The sequence below is a fragment of the Methylobacterium sp. WL19 genome (genome assembly GCF_008040005.1).
Lineage (GTDB): Bacteria > Pseudomonadota > Alphaproteobacteria > Rhizobiales > Beijerinckiaceae > Methylobacterium > Methylobacterium bullatum.
On sequence record NZ_VRVC01000003.1, the window covers coordinates 1 to 17,245 of the forward strand.

At 66.7% G+C, this 17,245-nt stretch carries 13 protein-coding genes and 1 tRNA gene; 3 read left to right on the forward strand and 11 right to left on the reverse strand.

Annotation, left to right across the window (positions count from 1 at the left end):
* From FV220_RS01385 to FV220_RS01395, 3 genes are all read left to right on the forward strand, one after another.
* Positions 1 to 1,014: YeaH/YhbH family protein (locus FV220_RS01385; protein WP_147829177.1), on the forward strand; the 1,014-nt coding region annotated here is incomplete at its 5' end.
* A 126-nt stretch (positions 1,015 to 1,140) separates the two neighbouring features.
* Positions 1,141 to 2,715 (forward strand): SpoVR family protein, encoded by a 1,575-nt coding sequence (locus FV220_RS01390; protein ID WP_056145860.1) that lies wholly within the window; start codon positions 1,141 to 1,143, stop codon positions 2,713 to 2,715.
* Between the two features lie 112 nt (positions 2,716 to 2,827).
* On the forward strand, positions 2,828 to 3,082 hold the full coding sequence (locus FV220_RS01395; RefSeq protein WP_018042332.1) for a PilZ domain-containing protein: 255 nt from the start codon (positions 2,828 to 2,830) through the stop codon (positions 3,080 to 3,082).
* A gap of 139 nt (positions 3,083 to 3,221) precedes the next feature.
* On the opposite strand, the gene FV220_RS01400 is transcribed toward FV220_RS01395, so the two are convergent.
* From FV220_RS01400 to FV220_RS01450, 11 genes are all read right to left on the reverse strand, one after another.
* Positions 3,222 to 3,298, reverse strand: a tRNA-Pro gene (locus FV220_RS01400).
* A gap of 195 nt (positions 3,299 to 3,493) precedes the next feature.
* Positions 3,494 to 6,703 carry a multidrug efflux RND transporter permease subunit gene (locus FV220_RS01405; protein WP_147829179.1) on the reverse strand — a complete coding sequence of 1,070 codons (3,210 nt, stop codon included), beginning with the start codon at positions 6,701 to 6,703 and terminating at the stop codon, positions 3,494 to 3,496.
* A 141-nt stretch (positions 6,704 to 6,844) separates the two neighbouring features.
* On the reverse strand, positions 6,845 to 7,993 hold the full coding sequence (locus FV220_RS01410; protein WP_018042334.1) for an efflux RND transporter periplasmic adaptor subunit: 1,149 nt from the start codon (positions 7,991 to 7,993) through the stop codon (positions 6,845 to 6,847).
* Between the two features lie 101 nt (positions 7,994 to 8,094).
* Positions 8,095 to 8,418 (reverse strand): rhodanese-like domain-containing protein, encoded by a 324-nt coding sequence (locus FV220_RS01415; protein ID WP_147829181.1) that lies wholly within the window; start codon positions 8,416 to 8,418, stop codon positions 8,095 to 8,097.
* Positions 8,419 to 8,722: 304 nt separating this feature from the next.
* Positions 8,723 to 9,799 (reverse strand): SAM-dependent methyltransferase, encoded by a 1,077-nt coding sequence (locus FV220_RS01420; RefSeq protein WP_147829182.1) that lies wholly within the window; start codon positions 9,797 to 9,799, stop codon positions 8,723 to 8,725.
* The gene (gene lgt, locus FV220_RS01425) at positions 9,796 to 10,680 is read right to left on the reverse strand and encodes a prolipoprotein diacylglyceryl transferase (protein ID WP_147829184.1); all 885 of its coding nucleotides are present in this window, start codon (positions 10,678 to 10,680) and stop codon (positions 9,796 to 9,798) included. Before lgt ends, FV220_RS01420 begins: the two co-directional genes overlap by 4 nt.
* A gap of 86 nt (positions 10,681 to 10,766) precedes the next feature.
* Positions 10,767 to 12,917: a methyl-accepting chemotaxis protein gene (locus tag FV220_RS01430; protein ID WP_056145873.1), complete on the reverse strand. Its 2,151-nt coding sequence runs from the start codon at positions 12,915 to 12,917 to the stop codon at positions 10,767 to 10,769.
* A 164-nt stretch (positions 12,918 to 13,081) separates the two neighbouring features.
* Positions 13,082 to 14,689, reverse strand: a complete 1,608-nt coding sequence (ilvA, locus tag FV220_RS01435) for a threonine ammonia-lyase, biosynthetic (RefSeq protein WP_274534497.1) — start codon at positions 14,687 to 14,689, stop codon at positions 13,082 to 13,084.
* A gap of 103 nt (positions 14,690 to 14,792) precedes the next feature.
* Positions 14,793 to 15,140 carry a diacylglycerol kinase gene (locus FV220_RS01440; protein ID WP_147829186.1) on the reverse strand — a complete coding sequence of 116 codons (348 nt, stop codon included), beginning with the start codon at positions 15,138 to 15,140 and terminating at the stop codon, positions 14,793 to 14,795.
* Between the two features lie 4 nt (positions 15,141 to 15,144).
* Positions 15,145 to 16,194 (reverse strand): AbrB family transcriptional regulator, encoded by a 1,050-nt coding sequence (locus FV220_RS01445; RefSeq protein ID WP_056145881.1) that lies wholly within the window; start codon positions 16,192 to 16,194, stop codon positions 15,145 to 15,147.
* Between the two features lie 30 nt (positions 16,195 to 16,224).
* A complete protein-coding gene (locus tag FV220_RS01450) occupies positions 16,225 to 17,184 on the reverse strand; it encodes a LysR substrate-binding domain-containing protein (protein ID WP_147829188.1) in 960 nt (319 codons plus the stop codon).
* Positions 17,185 to 17,245 lie beyond the last annotated feature (61 nt).

The window sequence follows — 17,245 nt, forward strand, 5'->3', positions numbered from 1 at the left end:
GGCAAGGGGTCGGGCCAGGGCGGAGAGGGCTCCGAGAACAGCGAGGATGCGTTCCACTTCGTGCTGACGCGGGAGGAGTTCCTCGAACTGTTCCTCGAAGACCTCGAACTGCCGGATCTGGCCAAGCGCCGCCTCTCGATCGTGGAGACCGAAGGCCTGCGGCGCGCCGGCTACACAGTGTCAGGCTCGCCCGCCAACCTCGCGCTCACCCGCACCCTGCGCAATTCCATGTCGCGGCGCATCGCGCTCAAACGCCCAAAGCCGGAGGAGATCGCGGAACTCGAAGGCCGCATCGCCGAGGCCGATCTCGGCGACCCCCGCCTCCCCGACATGAGGCTCGCCCTGCAGGCCCTGCGCGAACGCACCAGGCGAATTCCCTATGTCGATCCGATCGACCTGCGCTATCGCCGCTTCGAGCCCTATCCGCGCCCCATCGCCCAGGCGGTGATGTTCTGCCTCATGGACGTGTCGGGCTCGATGACCGAGCACATGAAGGATCTCGCCAAGCGCTTCTACATCCTGCTCCACATTTTCCTGACGCGGCGCTACCGGCACGTGGAGATCGTCTTCATTCGCCACACCGACAAGGCGACGGAGGTGGACGAGGAGACGTTCTTCGGCTCGCGCGAGACGGGCGGCACCCTGGTGTCGTCGGCGCTGGTGGAGATGAAGCGCGTCATCACCGAGCGCTACGACCCCAACGACTGGAACATCTACGCGGCCCAGGCCTCGGACGGGGACAATGTGTCGAGCGATGGCCCGACCTCCACCGAACTCCTGCGCGCCCATATCCTGCCCGCCTGCCAGCACTTCGCCTATCTCGAAGTCGGCGACGAGAACGGCCCCCGCGCCGGCTTCGTCGAGCACCGCACCACCCTGTGGCGCACCTACGAGGCTCTGGCCAAATCCGGCGGCGCCATCGCCATGCGCAAAGTCAACCATCGCCGCGACATCTACCCGGTCTTCCGCGAATTGTTCGGGCGCAAGGACGCGCGCGCCGAAGCGGAGGCTTGACGCTCGGGCATCGGCCCGAAGCCGGGGAGCCGGTTTTGGGACGAGTTGGCACGATGAGGTGAACCCTTCCTCCCGCGCGCGAGGGGGAGGGGAGGAGAGCCGGAACGCTCGGAGAGAAGGACGACGATGGTCACGAACCTCCATTTCCCCGCATCGCCGACGATGTCGGGCGGCCAGACACCTCTGTTTTCCGGCAACGACTGGGATTTCGACACGATCCGCCGCATCCACGATGCCTGCGAAAAGATCGCTGGCGAGGAACTCGGCCTGTCCTGGTATCCGAACCAGATCGAGATCATCACGGCGGAGCAGATGCTCGACGCCTATGCCTCCATCGGCATGCCGCTGTTCTACAAGCACTGGTCGTTCGGCAAGCACTTCGCGCAGCACGAGGCCGGCTATCGCCGCGGGATGATGGGCCTCGCCTACGAGATCGTCATCAACTCGGATCCGTGCATCTCCTACATCATGGAGGAGAACACGGCGACGATGCAGACCCTGGTGATCGCGCACGCCGCCTTCGGTCACAACCATTTCTTCAAGAACAACTACCTGTTCAAGCAATGGACCGATGCCGAGGGCATCCTCGATTACCTCGATTTCGCCAAGGGTTTCATCACCCGCTGCGAGGAACGCTACGGTCATCAGGCGGTGGAGCAGGTGCTCGACGCCGCCCACGCTCTGATGAGTCAGGGCGTCCACCGCTATCCGCGCAAGAAGCGGCCGGACCTCGCCTCGGAGCAGCGGCGCGAACGCGAGCGGGCCGAGCATGGCGAGCAGATCTACAACGACCTGTGGCGCACCCTGCCGCAGAAGAGTGCGGGACTCCGGCCGGACGCCGCCCTGGAGCGGCGCAAAGCCCTGCTCGAACTGCCCCAGGAGAACCTGCTCTACTTCCTCGAAAAGGCAGCCCCGCGCCTGCGTCCTTGGCAGCGCGAGATCCTGCGGATCGTCCGCCTCGTGGCGCAGTATTTCTATCCCCAGCGCCAGACCAAGGTGATGAACGAAGGCTGCGCCACCTATTGCCACTACCGGATCATGAACTCGCTCTCGGAGAAGGGGCTGATCGGCGAGGCGGCCTATCTCGAATTCCTGCAGTCGCACACCAATGTCGTTCGCCAGCCGAACTACAACGAGCGCGGCTATGGCGGGCACAATCCCTATGCCATCGGCTTCGCCATGATGCAGGACATCGCCCGCATCGTGGAGCAACCGACGCAGGAGGATCGCGAATGGTTCCCCGAGATCGCCGGCACGGGCGATGCCATGGCGACCCTGCGCGACATCTGGGCGAACTACCGCGACGAGAGCTTCATCGCCCAGTTCCTCAGCCCCAAGCTCATGCGCGACATGCGGCTCTTCCACGTGGTGGACAATCCCGACGAGGCGGAGTTGCGCGTGGAGGCGATCCATGACGAGCGCGGCTATCGGAAGCTGCGCCGCTCATTCGCGAGGCAGTACGACGTCGCCTGGCTCGATCCCGATATCGAGGTGGTCGACGTCGATCTGGAAGGCGATCGCCGCCTCATCGTCCACCACAAGGCGCTGAACCGGATCACGCTTCAGGCGGAGGATGCCCGCCACGTCCTGCAGCATCTGGCCGATCTCTGGGGCTACGACGCGGTGCTCATGGAGATCGATCCGGCCACGGATTCGATCCTGGCAGAACATCACGCGGCAGCGCGGCCGATCTTCTTCTGAAGCCGCGGATATGCCGATTCGAAGCCCGATCCGTTGCATTTGACGGATCTCACTCCCGGTTCTTTCGCAGACCCCTGACCATTCTCGGGATAACGGAAGATGCGAGGTGGTCATGAATGAACGTCGGATCGATGAGCGGCGGCGTAAGGACGAGGCCGGCCTCATCGCCATAGACGAACACACGACGCTTCCCTGCATCGTCTACGACATCTCCGCCTCCGGCGTACGGCTCATCCTTCCGGAAACAGCCCTGGTCCCCGACACCTTCATCCTGCATTCGGCGTGTATCGAAGGCATCGAGGTCTGCCGCGTCGTCTGGCGGAGCGACGAGACCATCGGCGCGACCTTCAGCAGGACGGCGGCCTGACGCACGCGTCGGAGCGGGACGGTCGCCGACTGCACCGAGGTCAGCCCGGAAAAACGAAAAAGGCCGGGGACAGCGCGCCCCGGCCTTGAACGTCAGAGCGGAGGACATCTGCTGATATGCCGATGTCACCGCGTTTTAATGGTCGGAGTAGCAGGACTTGAACCTGCGACCCCCTGTCCCCCAGACAGGTGCGCTACCGGGCTGCGCTATACTCCGTCAAGAACCGCTCTGAACTCGTCGATCACTTAGGATGCCGCTCCGGTTACCGGTCCTGAGACCGATGCGCTGACCGGGCCGCGCTACGCTTCGACGCCCCGTGAAGGGCTGAGCGGTCTTAGCTTCACGGTCCCCCATGTGCAACCCCTTTTCCGTGGCTCCGGCGCGGACATCTCGCGCCGGAGCCTGTCGTCGTCACGCATGCGTCGGCGTCGCGTGGGGATCGTGCTTGTCAGGTGTGCCGCCATGCGGATCCTTGCCGCGCTTCTTGGCGAACCAGATCAGGATGTTGCGGATCGCCACGTAGAAGACCGGGGTCAGGAACAGGCCGAAGAAGGTCGCGCCGATCATGCCGAAACAGACCGCGGTGCCCAGGGCCTGACGCATCTCCGCGCCGGGACCGGTGGCGATGACGAGGGGCACCGTACCGAGGATGAAGGCGAAGGCCGTCATCAGGATGGGGCGCAGGCGAAGGCGACAGGCTTCCACAGCGGCGGCGACCGGCCCCTTCCTCTCCGTCTCTTCCAGCTGGTGAGCGAACTCCACGATCAGGATCGCGTTCTTCGCCGCCAGACCGATGAGCACGATCAGTCCGATCTGGGTCAGGATGTTGTTGTCCTGCCCCCTGAACTGGACCGCGCCCAGGGCCGAGAGCACGCCCGTCGGGACGACGAGGATGATCGCCAGCGGCAGCGCCCAGGATTCGTACTGCGCCGCCAGCACCAGGAAGACGAGGAGCACGCCGAGACCGAAGACGTAGATCGCAGTGTTGCCCGTCGCCTTCTGCTGGAAGGCGATCTCGGTCCAATCGTAGGCGTAGCCCTCCGGCAGGGACTGGGCAATCTTCTCCATCGCCGCGAGCGCCTGGCCGGTCGACACGCCGGGCTTGGCATCGCCCTGGATCGGCACCGAATAGAACAGGTTGAACCGCTGCACGATCTGCGGCCCGCTGATCTCGCGGATCGAGGCCAGTGTCCCCATGGGCACCAGAGCGCCGGTGGAGGAACGGACCTTGAGCTGTTCGATGTCGCGCTTCTCCAGGCGGAAGGCGGCATCGGCCTGCGCGCGCACCTGGTAGATGCGGCCGAACGTGTTGAAGTCGTTGATGTAGGCGCCGCCGAGATTGGTCTGCAGGGTGGCGAAGACCGAAGCCAGCGGCACGTTCAGCATCCGCGCCATCGTGCGATCGATGTCGATGAAGAGCTGAGGCGTGTCGTTGCCGAAGGTCGTGAACACCCGCTGGACGTCGCTGCTCTGGTTCGCCTGACCGAGGATCTCGTTCGTGGCGGCCAGCAGCGGAGCGATGGCGGAGCTCTGGCGGTTCTCGATCTGCATCTTGAAGCCACCGCCGGTGCCGAGGCCGCGGACCGGTGGTGGTGGGATGAACAGGACGCGGGCCTCCTGGATCGAGGCGGTGGCCTTGAACACATCGCCGGTGATCGCAGCCGCCGTTCTGCCCGTCGTCGCGCGCTCCTTTGCCCCCTTCAGGACCAGGAACATCACGGCGCCGTTGGTGGTGTTGGTGAAGGTCGCCCCGTCGAAGCCCGAGATGATGACGGCATCGCTGACGCCGTCGACCCTCAAGGCCATGTCGGCGGCCCGCCTCACCACGGCGGTGGTGCGCTCCAGGGCCGAGCCCGCCGGCAGCTGGACGACGCCGATGAGGTAACCCTGGTCCTGCTGCGGGATGAAGCCCGTGGGCGTCGTCGTGGCCACATGCAGCGTGCCGGCGATGATCGCGGCATAGACCACCATCATGCCGAGCAGGCCGATCGTGCGGCCGGTCAGGAATTGGATCGTGGCGGCGTAGCCATGCGACAGCTTGTCGAAGCCCCGATTGAACAAGTCGGCGAGCCAGGCGACGAACCGGGTCAGGAAGAACTTAGGCTTGGCGTGTTCGTGGTGAGGCTTGAGCAGCAACTTGCAGAGCGCCGGCGACAGCGTCAACGAGTTGAACATCGAGATGATGGTCGAGGCCGCGATGGTGAGCGCGAACTGCTTGTAGAACTGCCCCGAAATGCCGGGGATGAAGGCGGTGGGGATGAACACCGCCGACAGGACGAGGGCGATGGCGAGCACCGCGCCGCCCACCTCGTCCATGGTCTTGTGCGCGGCGTCTCCGGGCGACAGCCCCTCGGCCATGTTCCGCTCGACATTCTCCACCACCACGATCGCGTCGTCGACGACGATGCCGATGGCGAGGACGAGCCCGAACAGGGTGAGATTGTTGATGGAGAAGCCGAAGGCCTGCATGGCCGCGAAGGTGCCGATCAGCGAGACCGGGATCGCGATCACCGGGATCAGCGCCGTGCGCCAGCTCTGCAGGAAGACGATGACCACGATGACCACGAGGGCCACGGCTTCGAACAGGGTCTTGTAGACCTCGTGGACCGATTCCTCGATGAACTCGGTGGGATTGTAGGCGATCCTGTACTGGACCCCCGGCGGGAAGCTTTTCTTGATCGTCTCCATCGTCGCCCGCACCTGCGTGGCGGCTTCGAGGGCGTTGGTGCCCGGACGCTGGAACACGCCGACGCCGACGGCGGGGGTCCCGTTCAGGAAGGACTGCGTGGTGTAGTCCTTCTGGCCCATCTCGGTGCGGGCAATATCCTTCACGCGCACGAGGCGACCGTCGCTGGCCTTGACGATGACCTCGGTGAACTCTTCCGGGGTCTGGAAGCGGCCCTGGGACTGGACGACGAGCTGGAAGGCATTGTCCTTCGGCGCCGGCGGGGCGCCGAGCGCCCCGGAGGCGACCTGGACGTTCTGCTCCTGCAGGGCCGAGATCACGTCGGTGGTCGAGAGGCCGTAGGCGGACAGCTTGTTCGGATCGAGCCAGATGCGGAGCGCGTATTCGCTGCCGCCGAACACCGTGATGTCGCCGACGCCATCGAGGCGCAGCAGCTCGTCGCGGATACGCAGGTAGATGTAGTTCGAGAGGTAGTTCTGGTCGTAGGTGTTGTCCGGGGACAGCAGGTGCACGACCATCATCAGGTCGGGCGACGACTTGCGAACGGTGACGCCGAGGTTGCGCACGTCGGGCGGCAGGCGCGGCTGCGCCACCGAAAGACGATTCTGCACCAGCACGTTGGCGATATCGAGGTTGGTGCCGACCTTGAAGGTGACGGTCAGCTGCATGTTGCCGTCGTTGGTCGACAACGACGTCATGTAGAGCATGTTGTCGACGCCGTTCACCTCCTGCTCGATCGGCGTCGCGATCGTTGCCGCCACCGTCTCGGCATTGGCGCCCGGATAGGAGGCGCGCACGACGACGGTCGGCGGAACGATCTCCGGATATTGCGCGACGGGCAGCGACTCGTAGGAGACGTAGCCGAGGATCAGGAAGATGATCGACGTCACCGACGCGAAGATCGGCCGATCGACGAAGAAGTGGGCAAAGCGCATCGGTCAAACCTCTCGCCACAAAGGCGCCCTGGGCCACCTCTGCGGGAATGTTTCTTCGTTCGCCGTCACGGACCCGCCGGATGTCACGCCCCTGAAACGGAAGGCGGAAACCGGCGGGTCCGGTCTAGAATGGGTTGCGCGTCAGCTGCGGCTCGGTGGCAGCGTGCTCGCCTCCGCCGTCACCTTGGCGCCCGGGCGGACGCGGGACAGGCCGTTGACGACGACGTTCTCGTCACCCTTCAGGCCTTCGCGGATCACGCGGTAACCATCGACCTTCGGCCCGAGCTTCACGTCGCGGGTGCTCACCGAGCCATCGTCGGCGACGATGTAGACGATGCGCTTGTCCTGGTTCGCGGAGATGGCCTCGTCGGGCAGGAGGATGCCCTGGAAGGGCTTCGTCGCCGGGAGCGAGACGATGCCGAACAGGCCCGGCTTGATGAAGCCGTCTGGATTCTCGACGGTGGCGCGCAGCAGCACCGTACCGGTGGCGTTGTCGACGCGGTTGTCCACGAAGTCGAGGGTGCCCTTGCGCGTCGGCTTGGTCTCGTTGGTCAGGGCGATCAGGATCGGAACGCCCTTGCCCTTCTGGGTCTGCCCCATGCCGATGCCGAGGCTGCCCTGGTATTTCAGAAAGGAGCGCTCATCCACGGTGAAGCCGAAGTAGATCGGGTCGAGGGAGACGATCGTGGTCAGCTGGGTCTGATCGGTGATGACGATATTGCCCTCGGTGACGAGGCGCTGGCTGATACGGCCCGAGATCGGCGCGCGGACTTCGGTGAAGTCGTAATTGAGCTGTGCCTGGCGCAACTGCGCATCGGCGCTGTCCACATTGGCCTGAGCCGTCTGCGACGCCTGCCGGCGCTGGTCCGTCACCTGTTCGGAGATGTTGCCGGAACGGCTCAGCGTCTGAGCGCGTTCGAGGTCGGTCTGGGAAAAGGTCAGTCCGGCCTGGGCGGAGGTGAGGGCGGCCTTGGCCTGATCGAGGGCGGCCTTGTAGGGGCGACGGTCGATCACGAAGAGCAGGTCGCCCTTCTTCACCGTGGCGCCGTCCACGAAATTGACCTTCTCGAGATAGCCCGTGACCCGCGCCCGGACGTCGACGATCTCAACGGGATCGAACCGGCCCGTATAGACATCGGTCTCGACGATCTCACGTACAACCGGCTTGGCCGTGGTCACCTTCGGAGGCGGACCACCGGGGGCCTGGGCGGAAACCGGAGAGGCGAAGGCCAGAAATACGGCGGACAGGAGGATCGCGGACGACCATCCGGAGAGCGGACGCTTGATCATGTTGCTTTTCCCTGCGCCCTGCGAGCTAAAGGCACCGTTCCCGTGATGTCGTGCGCTGCCGCACATAGCCCGTGGAGCTATGGGATTGAGACGTGGAATGTTCAGGACTCGACCGTTTCCCCGGCCAGATACCAGTCCTTGAACCCACCGACATAATGCTCCTCCACCGGGATCCCGGCGGATTGAGCGGCGGCCAGGGCGTGGACCGAACGGACACCGGCCGCGCAGGAGAAGACCGGGCGACGACCGTCCTCGGCGATCAGAGCCGACAGGGCGCGCGTGTCGAAGGTGGACAGAGGGTGGGTGACGGAACCCGGAATGTGCCCGGCCGCGTATTCGTGAGGCTCCCGCACGTCGATGAGCAGGATCGAGCGATCCTCGAGTCCCCGCTTGATCGTCTCCCGGTCGAGATCGACAACCTTCATGCGCTTGACCCTCGCTTCGTCGCCACACGGAGACTCGTGGCGAATGTTCTTATGCGTCAGGCGTCATCACGGCAAATTCCCTGTCGGACAAATGCCATCGCGAGCGTTCGGCAATACGGGCCGGAGGAGGTTCGGCGCGATAGAGCGAAGCCGTTCGAGCGGAACGGATAGGCGCGATGACCACCTCGACCTCCCGCCGATCGAATGCGTACCTTGAACAGCCTTATAGGACAGGGCGCGCGATCTACCGGGTCGCCGTGTTCGGCGTCTCGATCCCGGCGGCTACGCCATGAAGATCGCGGTCTTAGGCCGAGGCGAAACCGCTGAGAGCGGCCAGTCTTGGATCAGCGATCCCGATGGCCTGGAACAGGCTGCCCATTCCTCTTTTTTCCGACGCGGTCAGGCGATGGAAGGCGGCGTCGACCGCTTCGGCCTGTGCTTGGCTCGCCACGCCCTTCAGGCGATCCGCGCGCTCACGCAGGCCCAGGTTCAGGAGGAACCCCCGCTGGTCCAAGGGACCATCGACTCGGGCTCCCTCGCCGATCGCGGCCCTCCCGAGGGCAGCGAAATCGACATGGGTCGTCAGATCCGCCTCGCCGGGAGCCAGCAGCGGATCGGTGAAGCGATGGGCGGATACCGCCTGGAGCGTATCGCCGAATCCACGCCGCACATGGCCGTAATCGATGGCCAGGAGCGCGCCGCCCTGAGTGACGATCCGGCGGCTCAAGCTCCGCACGATGTCGAGGGCCGGTCCGGGAACGGTCATCAGCGCCCCGACCGGCGCCTGGACCGCGATTTCCCGGTCGGGCTCCGCCGCGAGACCGAAGGCGAGGCGACCGCCATCCGGAGAGAGGCCGACGAGGCGTTCGCACCAGCCGCGCTGCGTCCTCAGGAACTGGCGAACGGGGAGGGCGTCGAAGAACTCGTTGGCGATGACGATCATCGGCCCATCGGGCAGGGTCTCGATGCCATCGTGCCACGTTGGTGAAACGACGGCGAGGCGGGACGCCTGCGCCGCCCGAAGAACGGGGCTGGTCTCGACGAGGTGAATGGCGGGCTTCCAATCGGGTGCCGCGCGGTTCAAGGCCCGCAGGGCGTCGGCCATCAGCGTGCCGCGACCGGGGCCGAGTTCCGCCAGGACGAGGTGGCTCGGTCCGCCCATGGCAGCCCATGTCAGGGCGATCCAGATACCGATCAACTCGCCGAACATCTGGCTGATCTCGGGCGCGGTGACGAAATCGCCACGGGCGCCGAGCGGATCGCGGCTGCGGTAATAGCCGTGGACCGGATGTCCGAGGCAGAGCGCCATGTAACGGGCGATGCCGATGGGGCCGGTCTCGACGATCTCGTCGCGGATCTCGGCGAAGAGCGGCGTGGTCACGCTGCGTCGGCCCGTACGGTCTCCGCCTGTTCAGGGCGCGGCTGCGTCACGCCGCGGGCGGCGAGGACGATATAGGCGATGCCGATCAGGGCCATCGGCACGCAGAGCAGCATCCCCATGGTGATGCCGCCATAGCGCCAGTCCCCGGTACCGAAGAGGTATCCAAGCTGCCGGTCGGGTTCACGAAAAAACTCGCAGAACGTGCGGGCGAGCGCGTAGCCGAGGACGAAGAGTCCGCCGATGAGCCCCGGTTTGCGGAAGCCGAAGGCGCGGACGGCGATGGCCATCACCACGAACAGGAGAGCCCCCTCCGTGGCCGCCTCGTAGAGCTGGCTCGGGTGCCGCGCCAGCGGGCCGCCCGAGGGAAACACCACCGCGTAGGCGAAATCCGGGGCGATCCGCCCCCACAGCTCGCCGTTCACGAAATTGGCGATGCGACCGAAGAACAGGCCGATGGGAACGACGACGGCGGCGAGATCGAGAAGGGTATAGGGAGACAGTTTTCGCGAGCGGGCGAACAGCACCATGGCCAGGACGGCACCGAGAAAGCCGCCGTGGAAGGACATGCCGCCGTTGCGGATCGCCAGGATCTCGAGGGGATCGTCGAGATAGAGCGGCAAATTGTAGAACACTACGTAGCCGATGCGGCCGCCGAGGACGACGCCGAGGGCGACCCAGACGATGAGGTCGTCGATATCGTTGAGGCTCGGCCGCCGCACGACACCCCAGAACCGGTCCGCCGCCACCAGCCGGCGGGCATAGAACCAACCGCCGACGAGGCCGGCGATGTAGGACAGGGCGTACCACTTGATCGTGATCGGGCCGATCGCCACCGCCACCGGATCGATGGCGGGAAAGGGCAGGGCGAGCAACGGCGGCATCGGCTGGCCTCCAGGAATGGGGCCGGCTTTGGACGTGCCGGGCCTCCCGCGTCAACCCTCGGGCGACGCGGGAGGCCCATGACGGGTCAGGCGGCCCGCACCGTCGCGAGGAATTGACCGACTTCCGAACGCAGGCTGTCGGACTGGGTCGACAGATCTTCCGAGGCCGTCAGGACCCGACCGGCGGAGGTGCCGGCCTCGGCCGCCGACCGGGCGACCTCCTCGATATCCGTGGTCATGGCGCCGGTACCGGCCGAAGCCTGCCCCATGTTGCGGACGATCTCCTGCGTCGTGAGGCTCTGCTCCTCCACGGCCGCGGCGATGCTGCTGGTGACCATGCTCATGCTCTCGATCCGCGAGACGATGCCCTGGATCGCGCCCGACGCGCCGTTGGTCGCGCCCTGGATCGCCTCCACCTGCTGGTGGATTTCGGCCGTGGCGCGGGAGGTCTGCTCGGCGAGGCTCTTCACCTCGGCCGCCACGACGGCGAACCCGCGTCCGGCTTCGCCCGCACGCGCGGCTTCGATGGTCGCGTTGAGGGCCAGCAGGTTGGTCTGCGATGCGATCTGCTGGACCATGCCGACCACGTCACCGATGCGCGTCGCGGCGACCGACAGCGTGCGCATGGTCTCCGCGGTACGGCTTGCCTCCTCGACGGCGGAGCGGGACATGTCGGCGGCCTGCTCGACCTGACGTCCGATCTCCTGCACCGTCGCGCCGAGCTCCTCGGCGGCGGCGGCCACCGCATTGACGTTGCCGGCGGTCTGATGGGCGGTGGCGGCGACCGACGTCGAACGGCTGACCGTGCCGTCCACCGTCATGGTCATGCTGTTCGACGCATCGTGCAGGCTCGCCGAGGCGGACGACACGCCATCGACGATGCGGCCGACGGAGCGCTCGAAATTGTCGGCGAGTTCGTTGAGCAGGGCGCGGCGCTCGATCTCCGCGCGCATGCGGGAGGCCTCCGTGGTGCGAAGCTGCTGAGCCGCATCTTCCAGCGAAATGTCGCGGATGGTGACGACGGCGCGGGCGATGTCGCCGATCTCGTCGGCACGACGGCTGCCGGGAACCTCTTCGAGGATCTCGCGGCGGGCCAAGGCCTGGAGGGCACGGGCGAGGGCGCCGAGGGGCCGGACGATGCTGCGGGCGAAGAGCAGGCCGAGAAGAGCGGTGGCAGCGAGAACCGCGAGAGCCGACATGAGCAGCGACTTCGTCAGGCTATCCACGGAATGGAGCGCCTCGCCCTGGGCCTGCTCGGCGACGATGGTCCAGGGTGACCCCATCATCGAGATCGAGGCGGTGGCGGCCAGGCGGGCCTTGTCGCCGCTGCCGTAGACGAAGGGCTTGCCGGACTTCAGGTTCTCGGCATCGAGACCCGTCGTCGCGACGGGCATGCCCGCCTTCGCGGATGCGTTCAGGGGCGGGTTGCCGCGCAGCAGGCCATCGGAGCCGACGGCCATCACCTGTCCGGTGGCACCCAGGCCGTTTCGCTCGGACAGCGAGGCGTCGAACAGGGCGGGCGTCACGCGCAGCACGAGAAAGCCGATCCGCGAGGCGGCCTGCCCGGTTCCCATGGCGACGTTGGCGCGACGGTAGATGCCGCGACCGAGGAAGGCGGAGGGACCGGAATCGGCGGGATAGGCAGTGAAGTCCTGCGTCAGAACCGTATCGGGCTCAGCGGTCTTCAGGCGCTCGATGAGTTTGGCGAGGCCGGTCTTCTGAAGCTCCGGCTCCGACAAGTTATGGGTGAAATCCGCACCCTTCGTGGTGGTGTAGACGATGCGCCCTTCTTCATCGACGAAGAGAAGGTCGGCATAGCCGGGACGCTCCACGAGCTTGCGCGCCACTTCCTGCACTTTCGCATGGCGACGGCCATACATGGTGCCGGTGCCCTCGACCGCCATGCGTTCCTGCGCGGTCGTCGGGCTGGTGAAGGCCTGCACGAGGCCGGCATAATCGGCCTTCGCCGGATCGAGTGACTCAACCAGATCGCCGACATTGCTCGAAACCTGATTGTTGCCGGCGGTGGCCACCAGATCGCCGCGTGCCCGATCGGCGATCAGTTCCAGGCCGATCTTGCGGGCCGTGGCGGCGAATTCCAGCCGTTCCTGCACGGCGGAGATCAAGCCGGACTTGGCTGAGTACCAGCTCAGACTGCCCATGACGGCGGTGCTGACCATCGCCAACCCCACGATGATGACGGGCAGGCGGACATTGAGACTGCTAACGATAGACATAAGAACGGAAGCCCCTCGATAAACTGGGGTGCAAATTATCCTATGACAAATTTAGAAAACGTTCCTCCGGGGCGGGGCTGCGTACTTTTCATGCTCGAAAAATGCTGTTTCGGCATTGCCCGGCCTCCATGAGGGAAGGCCGGGACAAGCATCACCGACAATGCTCAATGGGCGGAAGCGGCCTCGGAGGCAGCGATTTCCGGCCGGGCGACCTCTCCTGTCGCCAGGAACAGGCGGTACGCGAGATTGTCCGTCTCATCGACGCATGGGTATCCGAGAGCGTCCAGGGCGGCGTCGAAACGCTGGCGCTCTTCGGCGGGCACGCTGATCCCGGCGAGCACGCGGCCGTAATCGGCTCCGTGGTTACGGTAGTGGAACAGGGTGATGTTGAACCCGTCCGCGAGGCCGTCGAGGAATCGCAGGAGGGCGCCCGGCCGCTCCGGAAACTGGAACCGGTAGATGCGCTCGTCGGCGAGTTCGGCCGAACGGCCGCCGACCATGTAGCGGATGTGAACCTTGGCCATCTCGTTGTCGCTGAGATCGACCACGCTGTAGCCGTCGGCCCGAAGGCCGGCGATGAGATCGCGCTTTTCCGGGATCCCGCCGGGCAGGTTGATGCCCACGAAAATCTGCGCCTCGGCGGAGGGCGCGTAGCGGTAGTTGAACTCGGTGATCGCACGCGGGCCGAGATGGCGGATGAACGCGCGATAGGCGCCCGCGCGCTCGGGGATCGTAACGCCGAGGAGCGCCTCGCGCTGCTCGCCGATCTCGGCACGCTCGGCAATGTGGCGCAGACGATCGAAATTGAGGTTGGCTCCCGACGAGATCGCCACCAGCGTCCCGGCCGAGCCGCCCTCGCGCGCCGCGTAGACCTTCGCACCGGCCAGAGCCAGCGCGCCGGAGGGCTCGGAGACCGCGCGGGTATCGTCGAAGATGTCCTTGACCGCCGCGCACATGGCGTCGGTATCCACGGTGATGACCCCGTCGAGATGCTCGCGGCAGAGGCGGAAGGTCTCCTCACCGGCCTGGCGCACGGCGACGCCGTCGGCGAACAATCCTACGGTCGGCAGCACGACACGCTCGTCGGCGGCCAGGGCCGCCGCCATGCAGGCGGCATCGTCCGGCTCGACGCCGATGACCTTGGTCTCGGGCCGCAGGTACTTCACGAAGGTGGCGATGCCGGCGGCGAGACCGCCGCCGCCGACCGGCACAAAGATCGCCTCGATCGGTCCGGAATGCTGGGTCAGGATCTCCATGCCGATGGTGCCCTGGCCGGCGATCACATCGGGATCGTCGAACGGGTGGAGGAAGGTGAGCCCCTGCTCGCCTTCCAACTGGCGGGCATGGCCGAGCGCCTCGTCGAACGTATCGCCGAACAGCACGACCTCGGCCCCGCGCGCGCGGCAGGCATCGACCTTGATGGCGGGGGTCGTGCGCGGCATCACGATGACGGCACGCACGGTGAGCCGAGCCGCTGCGAGAGCAACGCCCTGGGCATGGTTTCCGGCCGAGGCGCAGACGACCCCGCGCGCCAGCACCTCGGACGAGAGACCCGACATCTTGTTGTAGGCGCCGCGCAGCTTGAACGAGAAGACCGGCTGCAGGTCCTCTCGCTTGAGCAGGACCGGGCGCCCCAGACGCGCGGACATGCGCGGCATGGGATCGAGCGGGCTCTCGATGGCGACGTCGTAGACGCGGGCGGTGAGGATCTTGCGGATGTAGTCGGTCAAGGAGACGCGTGCTCCGTCGCAGGTCTGGGATCGGTGTCGGATGAGCTTCGGGATACGCCCGTGGGACGGAAGAAGCGAGGGGCGATCCCCCGGCCCGGTGGGACAAGGCGCCGCCCGTCGCGGAGATGGCGAGGGAGCGACGGCTTCAGAACAACCTGTCGATGGCGGCCGCCAGCCACACCAGTGCCACCAGAGCCTGCGCCATGAAGGCGCCCGCGGAGGCGAGGTCTTTCACGACGCCGATCCTGACATGGCGATCGGGGTGGAGGTGGTCGCAGAGCTTCTCGATCGCCGTGTTCAGAAACTCCGCCGCCAGCATCGCGAGCAGGCTCGCCAGCAGTGCCACGCGAACCCAGAGCGTCGACCCCATCAGCAACGCGGCGGGAATTCCGATCACCAGCAGGACGAGTTCAAGGCGCAGGGCTCGTTCGGTCCGGGCGCCGAAGACGAGGCCGCGCCAGGAATTGAGGAAGGCGAGATAGAGCGCGTGCATGGGGTCAGCGATCCGCGGGAGCGCCGCGGGCGATCCATTTCGCGAGAAGCGGGCCGGTCAGGAGCACCACGAACAGGCGCAGGGTCTGCACGGCCAGGACGAAGGACACGTCGGCCTTGGAGCCCACCGCGATGATCGCCACGGAATCGAGCCCGCCCGGACTGGTGGCGAGAAACGCCGTGAGGAAGTCCACCGGCAGCAGGAAGGTGAGGCCGTAGGCCCAGCCGCCGCACAGGGCGATGACGGCGAAGGTGGCGACGAGGATGCCCGGCAGGGCGGCGAATGTCTCGCGCAAGGTCTGCGCCGTGAAGCGCAGACCGACATACCAGCCGATACAGGCATAGGCGAGGTCGAGGAGCGGTTCGGGCAGGGCCATCGAGACGAGGCCCGTGGCGTGGAGGACGGCGCCCAGGATCATCGGCCCGACGAGGGCGCTCGCCGGCAGGCGCAGGAGCCGGGCCAGCGCGACGCCGATCCCGGCGACCGCGAGAGTGGCGAGAACGGGCAGGATGCCGGTATCCGCCAGGGCAGCGGCCTTCGCGGTGCTCGACGTATCGGTAAGGATGCGGGCGACCACGGAGGCCGAGAGGACCACGGCGGCGACGCGCACATATTGCATGAAGGCGACGAGGCGCGGGTCCGCGCCGTATTCCTCGGCCATGGCCGTCATGGCGGCGGCCCCACCGGGGGAGGAGCCCCAGGCGGCGGTGCTGCCGGGAAGGATCCGCAGGCGGGTCAATGCCCAGCCCACGAGGGCGCCGGCCATCACGGTGACGAGCACCACGGCGAGGATCAGCAATCCGTCATCGAGGAGCGTCCCGACGATGTCGGCGGTGACCGCCTTGGCGACGAGGCAGCCGATGATGGCCTGCGCCGCCTGGAACCCGGGCCGCGCCAGCGACAGGCTCGCCCCGCCGACCCCGAAGGCGATGGCCACGAGCATCGGCCCCAGGAGGAGCGCCGCCGGGAACTGTGCCAGCGTGAGGCCGTAGGCGATAGCGGCCGAGGCGGCGACGAGCGCCGTCCAAAGGCCGAGGGAGCGCGGGCTGAGCACGGGAAACCGATAGTTGGGAAGTGCCCGCCGTTACACCGGATCGGCGCCACTGTCACGGTTCGCCCCGGCATCGTCGCGAAACGCCGCGGTCCCGGCGGGGGCATGCGCCCTGAAGAAGCCCACCAGATGCGACAGGCCGGCGGCGCGTGGATCGCTGGACCGCCAGGCGAGCGCGATGGTGCGGCCCGGTCCATCCACATCGAAGCTGCGCGTCACGGTGAGGCCGCTGGCATCGGCCCCGGCCGGCACGGCGAGGGCGGGGAGGAGGGTGTAGCCTGCGCCGGCGGCCACCATCGAGCGCAGGGTCTCGAGGGAGGTGGCGTGGCGGCCCGCCGCCGAGCCGGCGCCGCACGCGGCGACCGCCTGATCGCGCAGGCAGTTGCCTTCGTCGAGGAGAAGCAGGTCCGGCCCGGCGATATCCGTCGCCCGCAACGCCCCACCCTGTGCGAGGGCATGGTCGGAGGGGCAGGCCAGCAGGAACGGCTCGATGAACAGCGGCGAGACGGTGAGACCGGAGGTCGGTACCGGCAGGGAGATCAACGCGGCATCGATCCGCCCGTCACGCAGGCCTTCCAGGATCTCCGCGGTCCTGGCCTCGCTCAGCGCCAGGGACAGGACGGGAAATTCCTGCCTCAACGTCCGAAGCACGAGGGGGAACAGGTAGGGGCCGAGGGTTTGGATCGCCGCGAGGACGAGGCGGCCGGTGAGCGGCGCGCCGCGCCCTTCGCTCGCCAGGGCCAGCAGGCGTTGCGCCTCCGCCAGAACCGTGCGCGCCTGCCGGACGATGCTCTGTCCCGCCGGTGTCAGCATGACCCGCCGGTTGCCGCGCTCGAACAGGACGACGCCCAGGGCCTCTTCGAGCTTGCGCACCTGCACACTCAACGTGGGCTGACTGACGTTGCAGCGTTCGGCCGCCCGGCCGAAGTGGCTCTCGTCGGCCACGGCCACGGCATATTCCAGATCCCGGAGGGACAGACCCGATACGTTCATAGGCTCTATCTATCGCAGCCTTTGCGACGATGCATTAGCCAAACGATCCGGCGCGGTTCAT

What these genes read in the sequence shown, in the direction of transcription:
- FV220_RS01390 (WP_056145860.1), top strand. Translation starts at nt 1,141, where the DNA reads ATGGTCACGAACCTCCATTTCCCCGCATCGCCGACGATGTCGGGCGGC.
- lgt (WP_147829184.1), bottom strand. Translation starts at nt 10,680, where the DNA reads ATGCCGCCGTTGCTCGCCCTGCCCTTTCCCGCCATCGATCCGGTGGCG.
- FV220_RS01405 (WP_147829179.1), bottom strand. Translation starts at nt 6,703, where the DNA reads ATGCGCTTTGCCCACTTCTTCGTCGATCGGCCGATCTTCGCGTCGGTG.
- FV220_RS01395 (WP_018042332.1), top strand. Translation starts at nt 2,828, where the DNA reads ATGAATGAACGTCGGATCGATGAGCGGCGGCGTAAGGACGAGGCCGGC.
- FV220_RS01440 (WP_147829186.1), bottom strand. Translation starts at nt 15,140, where the DNA reads ATGCACGCGCTCTATCTCGCCTTCCTCAATTCCTGGCGCGGCCTCGTC.
- FV220_RS01430 (WP_056145873.1), bottom strand. Translation starts at nt 12,917, where the DNA reads ATGTCTATCGTTAGCAGTCTCAATGTCCGCCTGCCCGTCATCATCGTG.
- FV220_RS01415 (WP_147829181.1), bottom strand. Translation starts at nt 8,418, where the DNA reads ATGAAGGTTGTCGATCTCGACCGGGAGACGATCAAGCGGGGACTCGAG.
- FV220_RS01450 (WP_147829188.1), bottom strand. Translation starts at nt 17,184, where the DNA reads ATGAACGTATCGGGTCTGTCCCTCCGGGATCTGGAATATGCCGTGGCC.
- FV220_RS01410 (WP_018042334.1), bottom strand. Translation starts at nt 7,993, where the DNA reads ATGATCAAGCGTCCGCTCTCCGGATGGTCGTCCGCGATCCTCCTGTCC.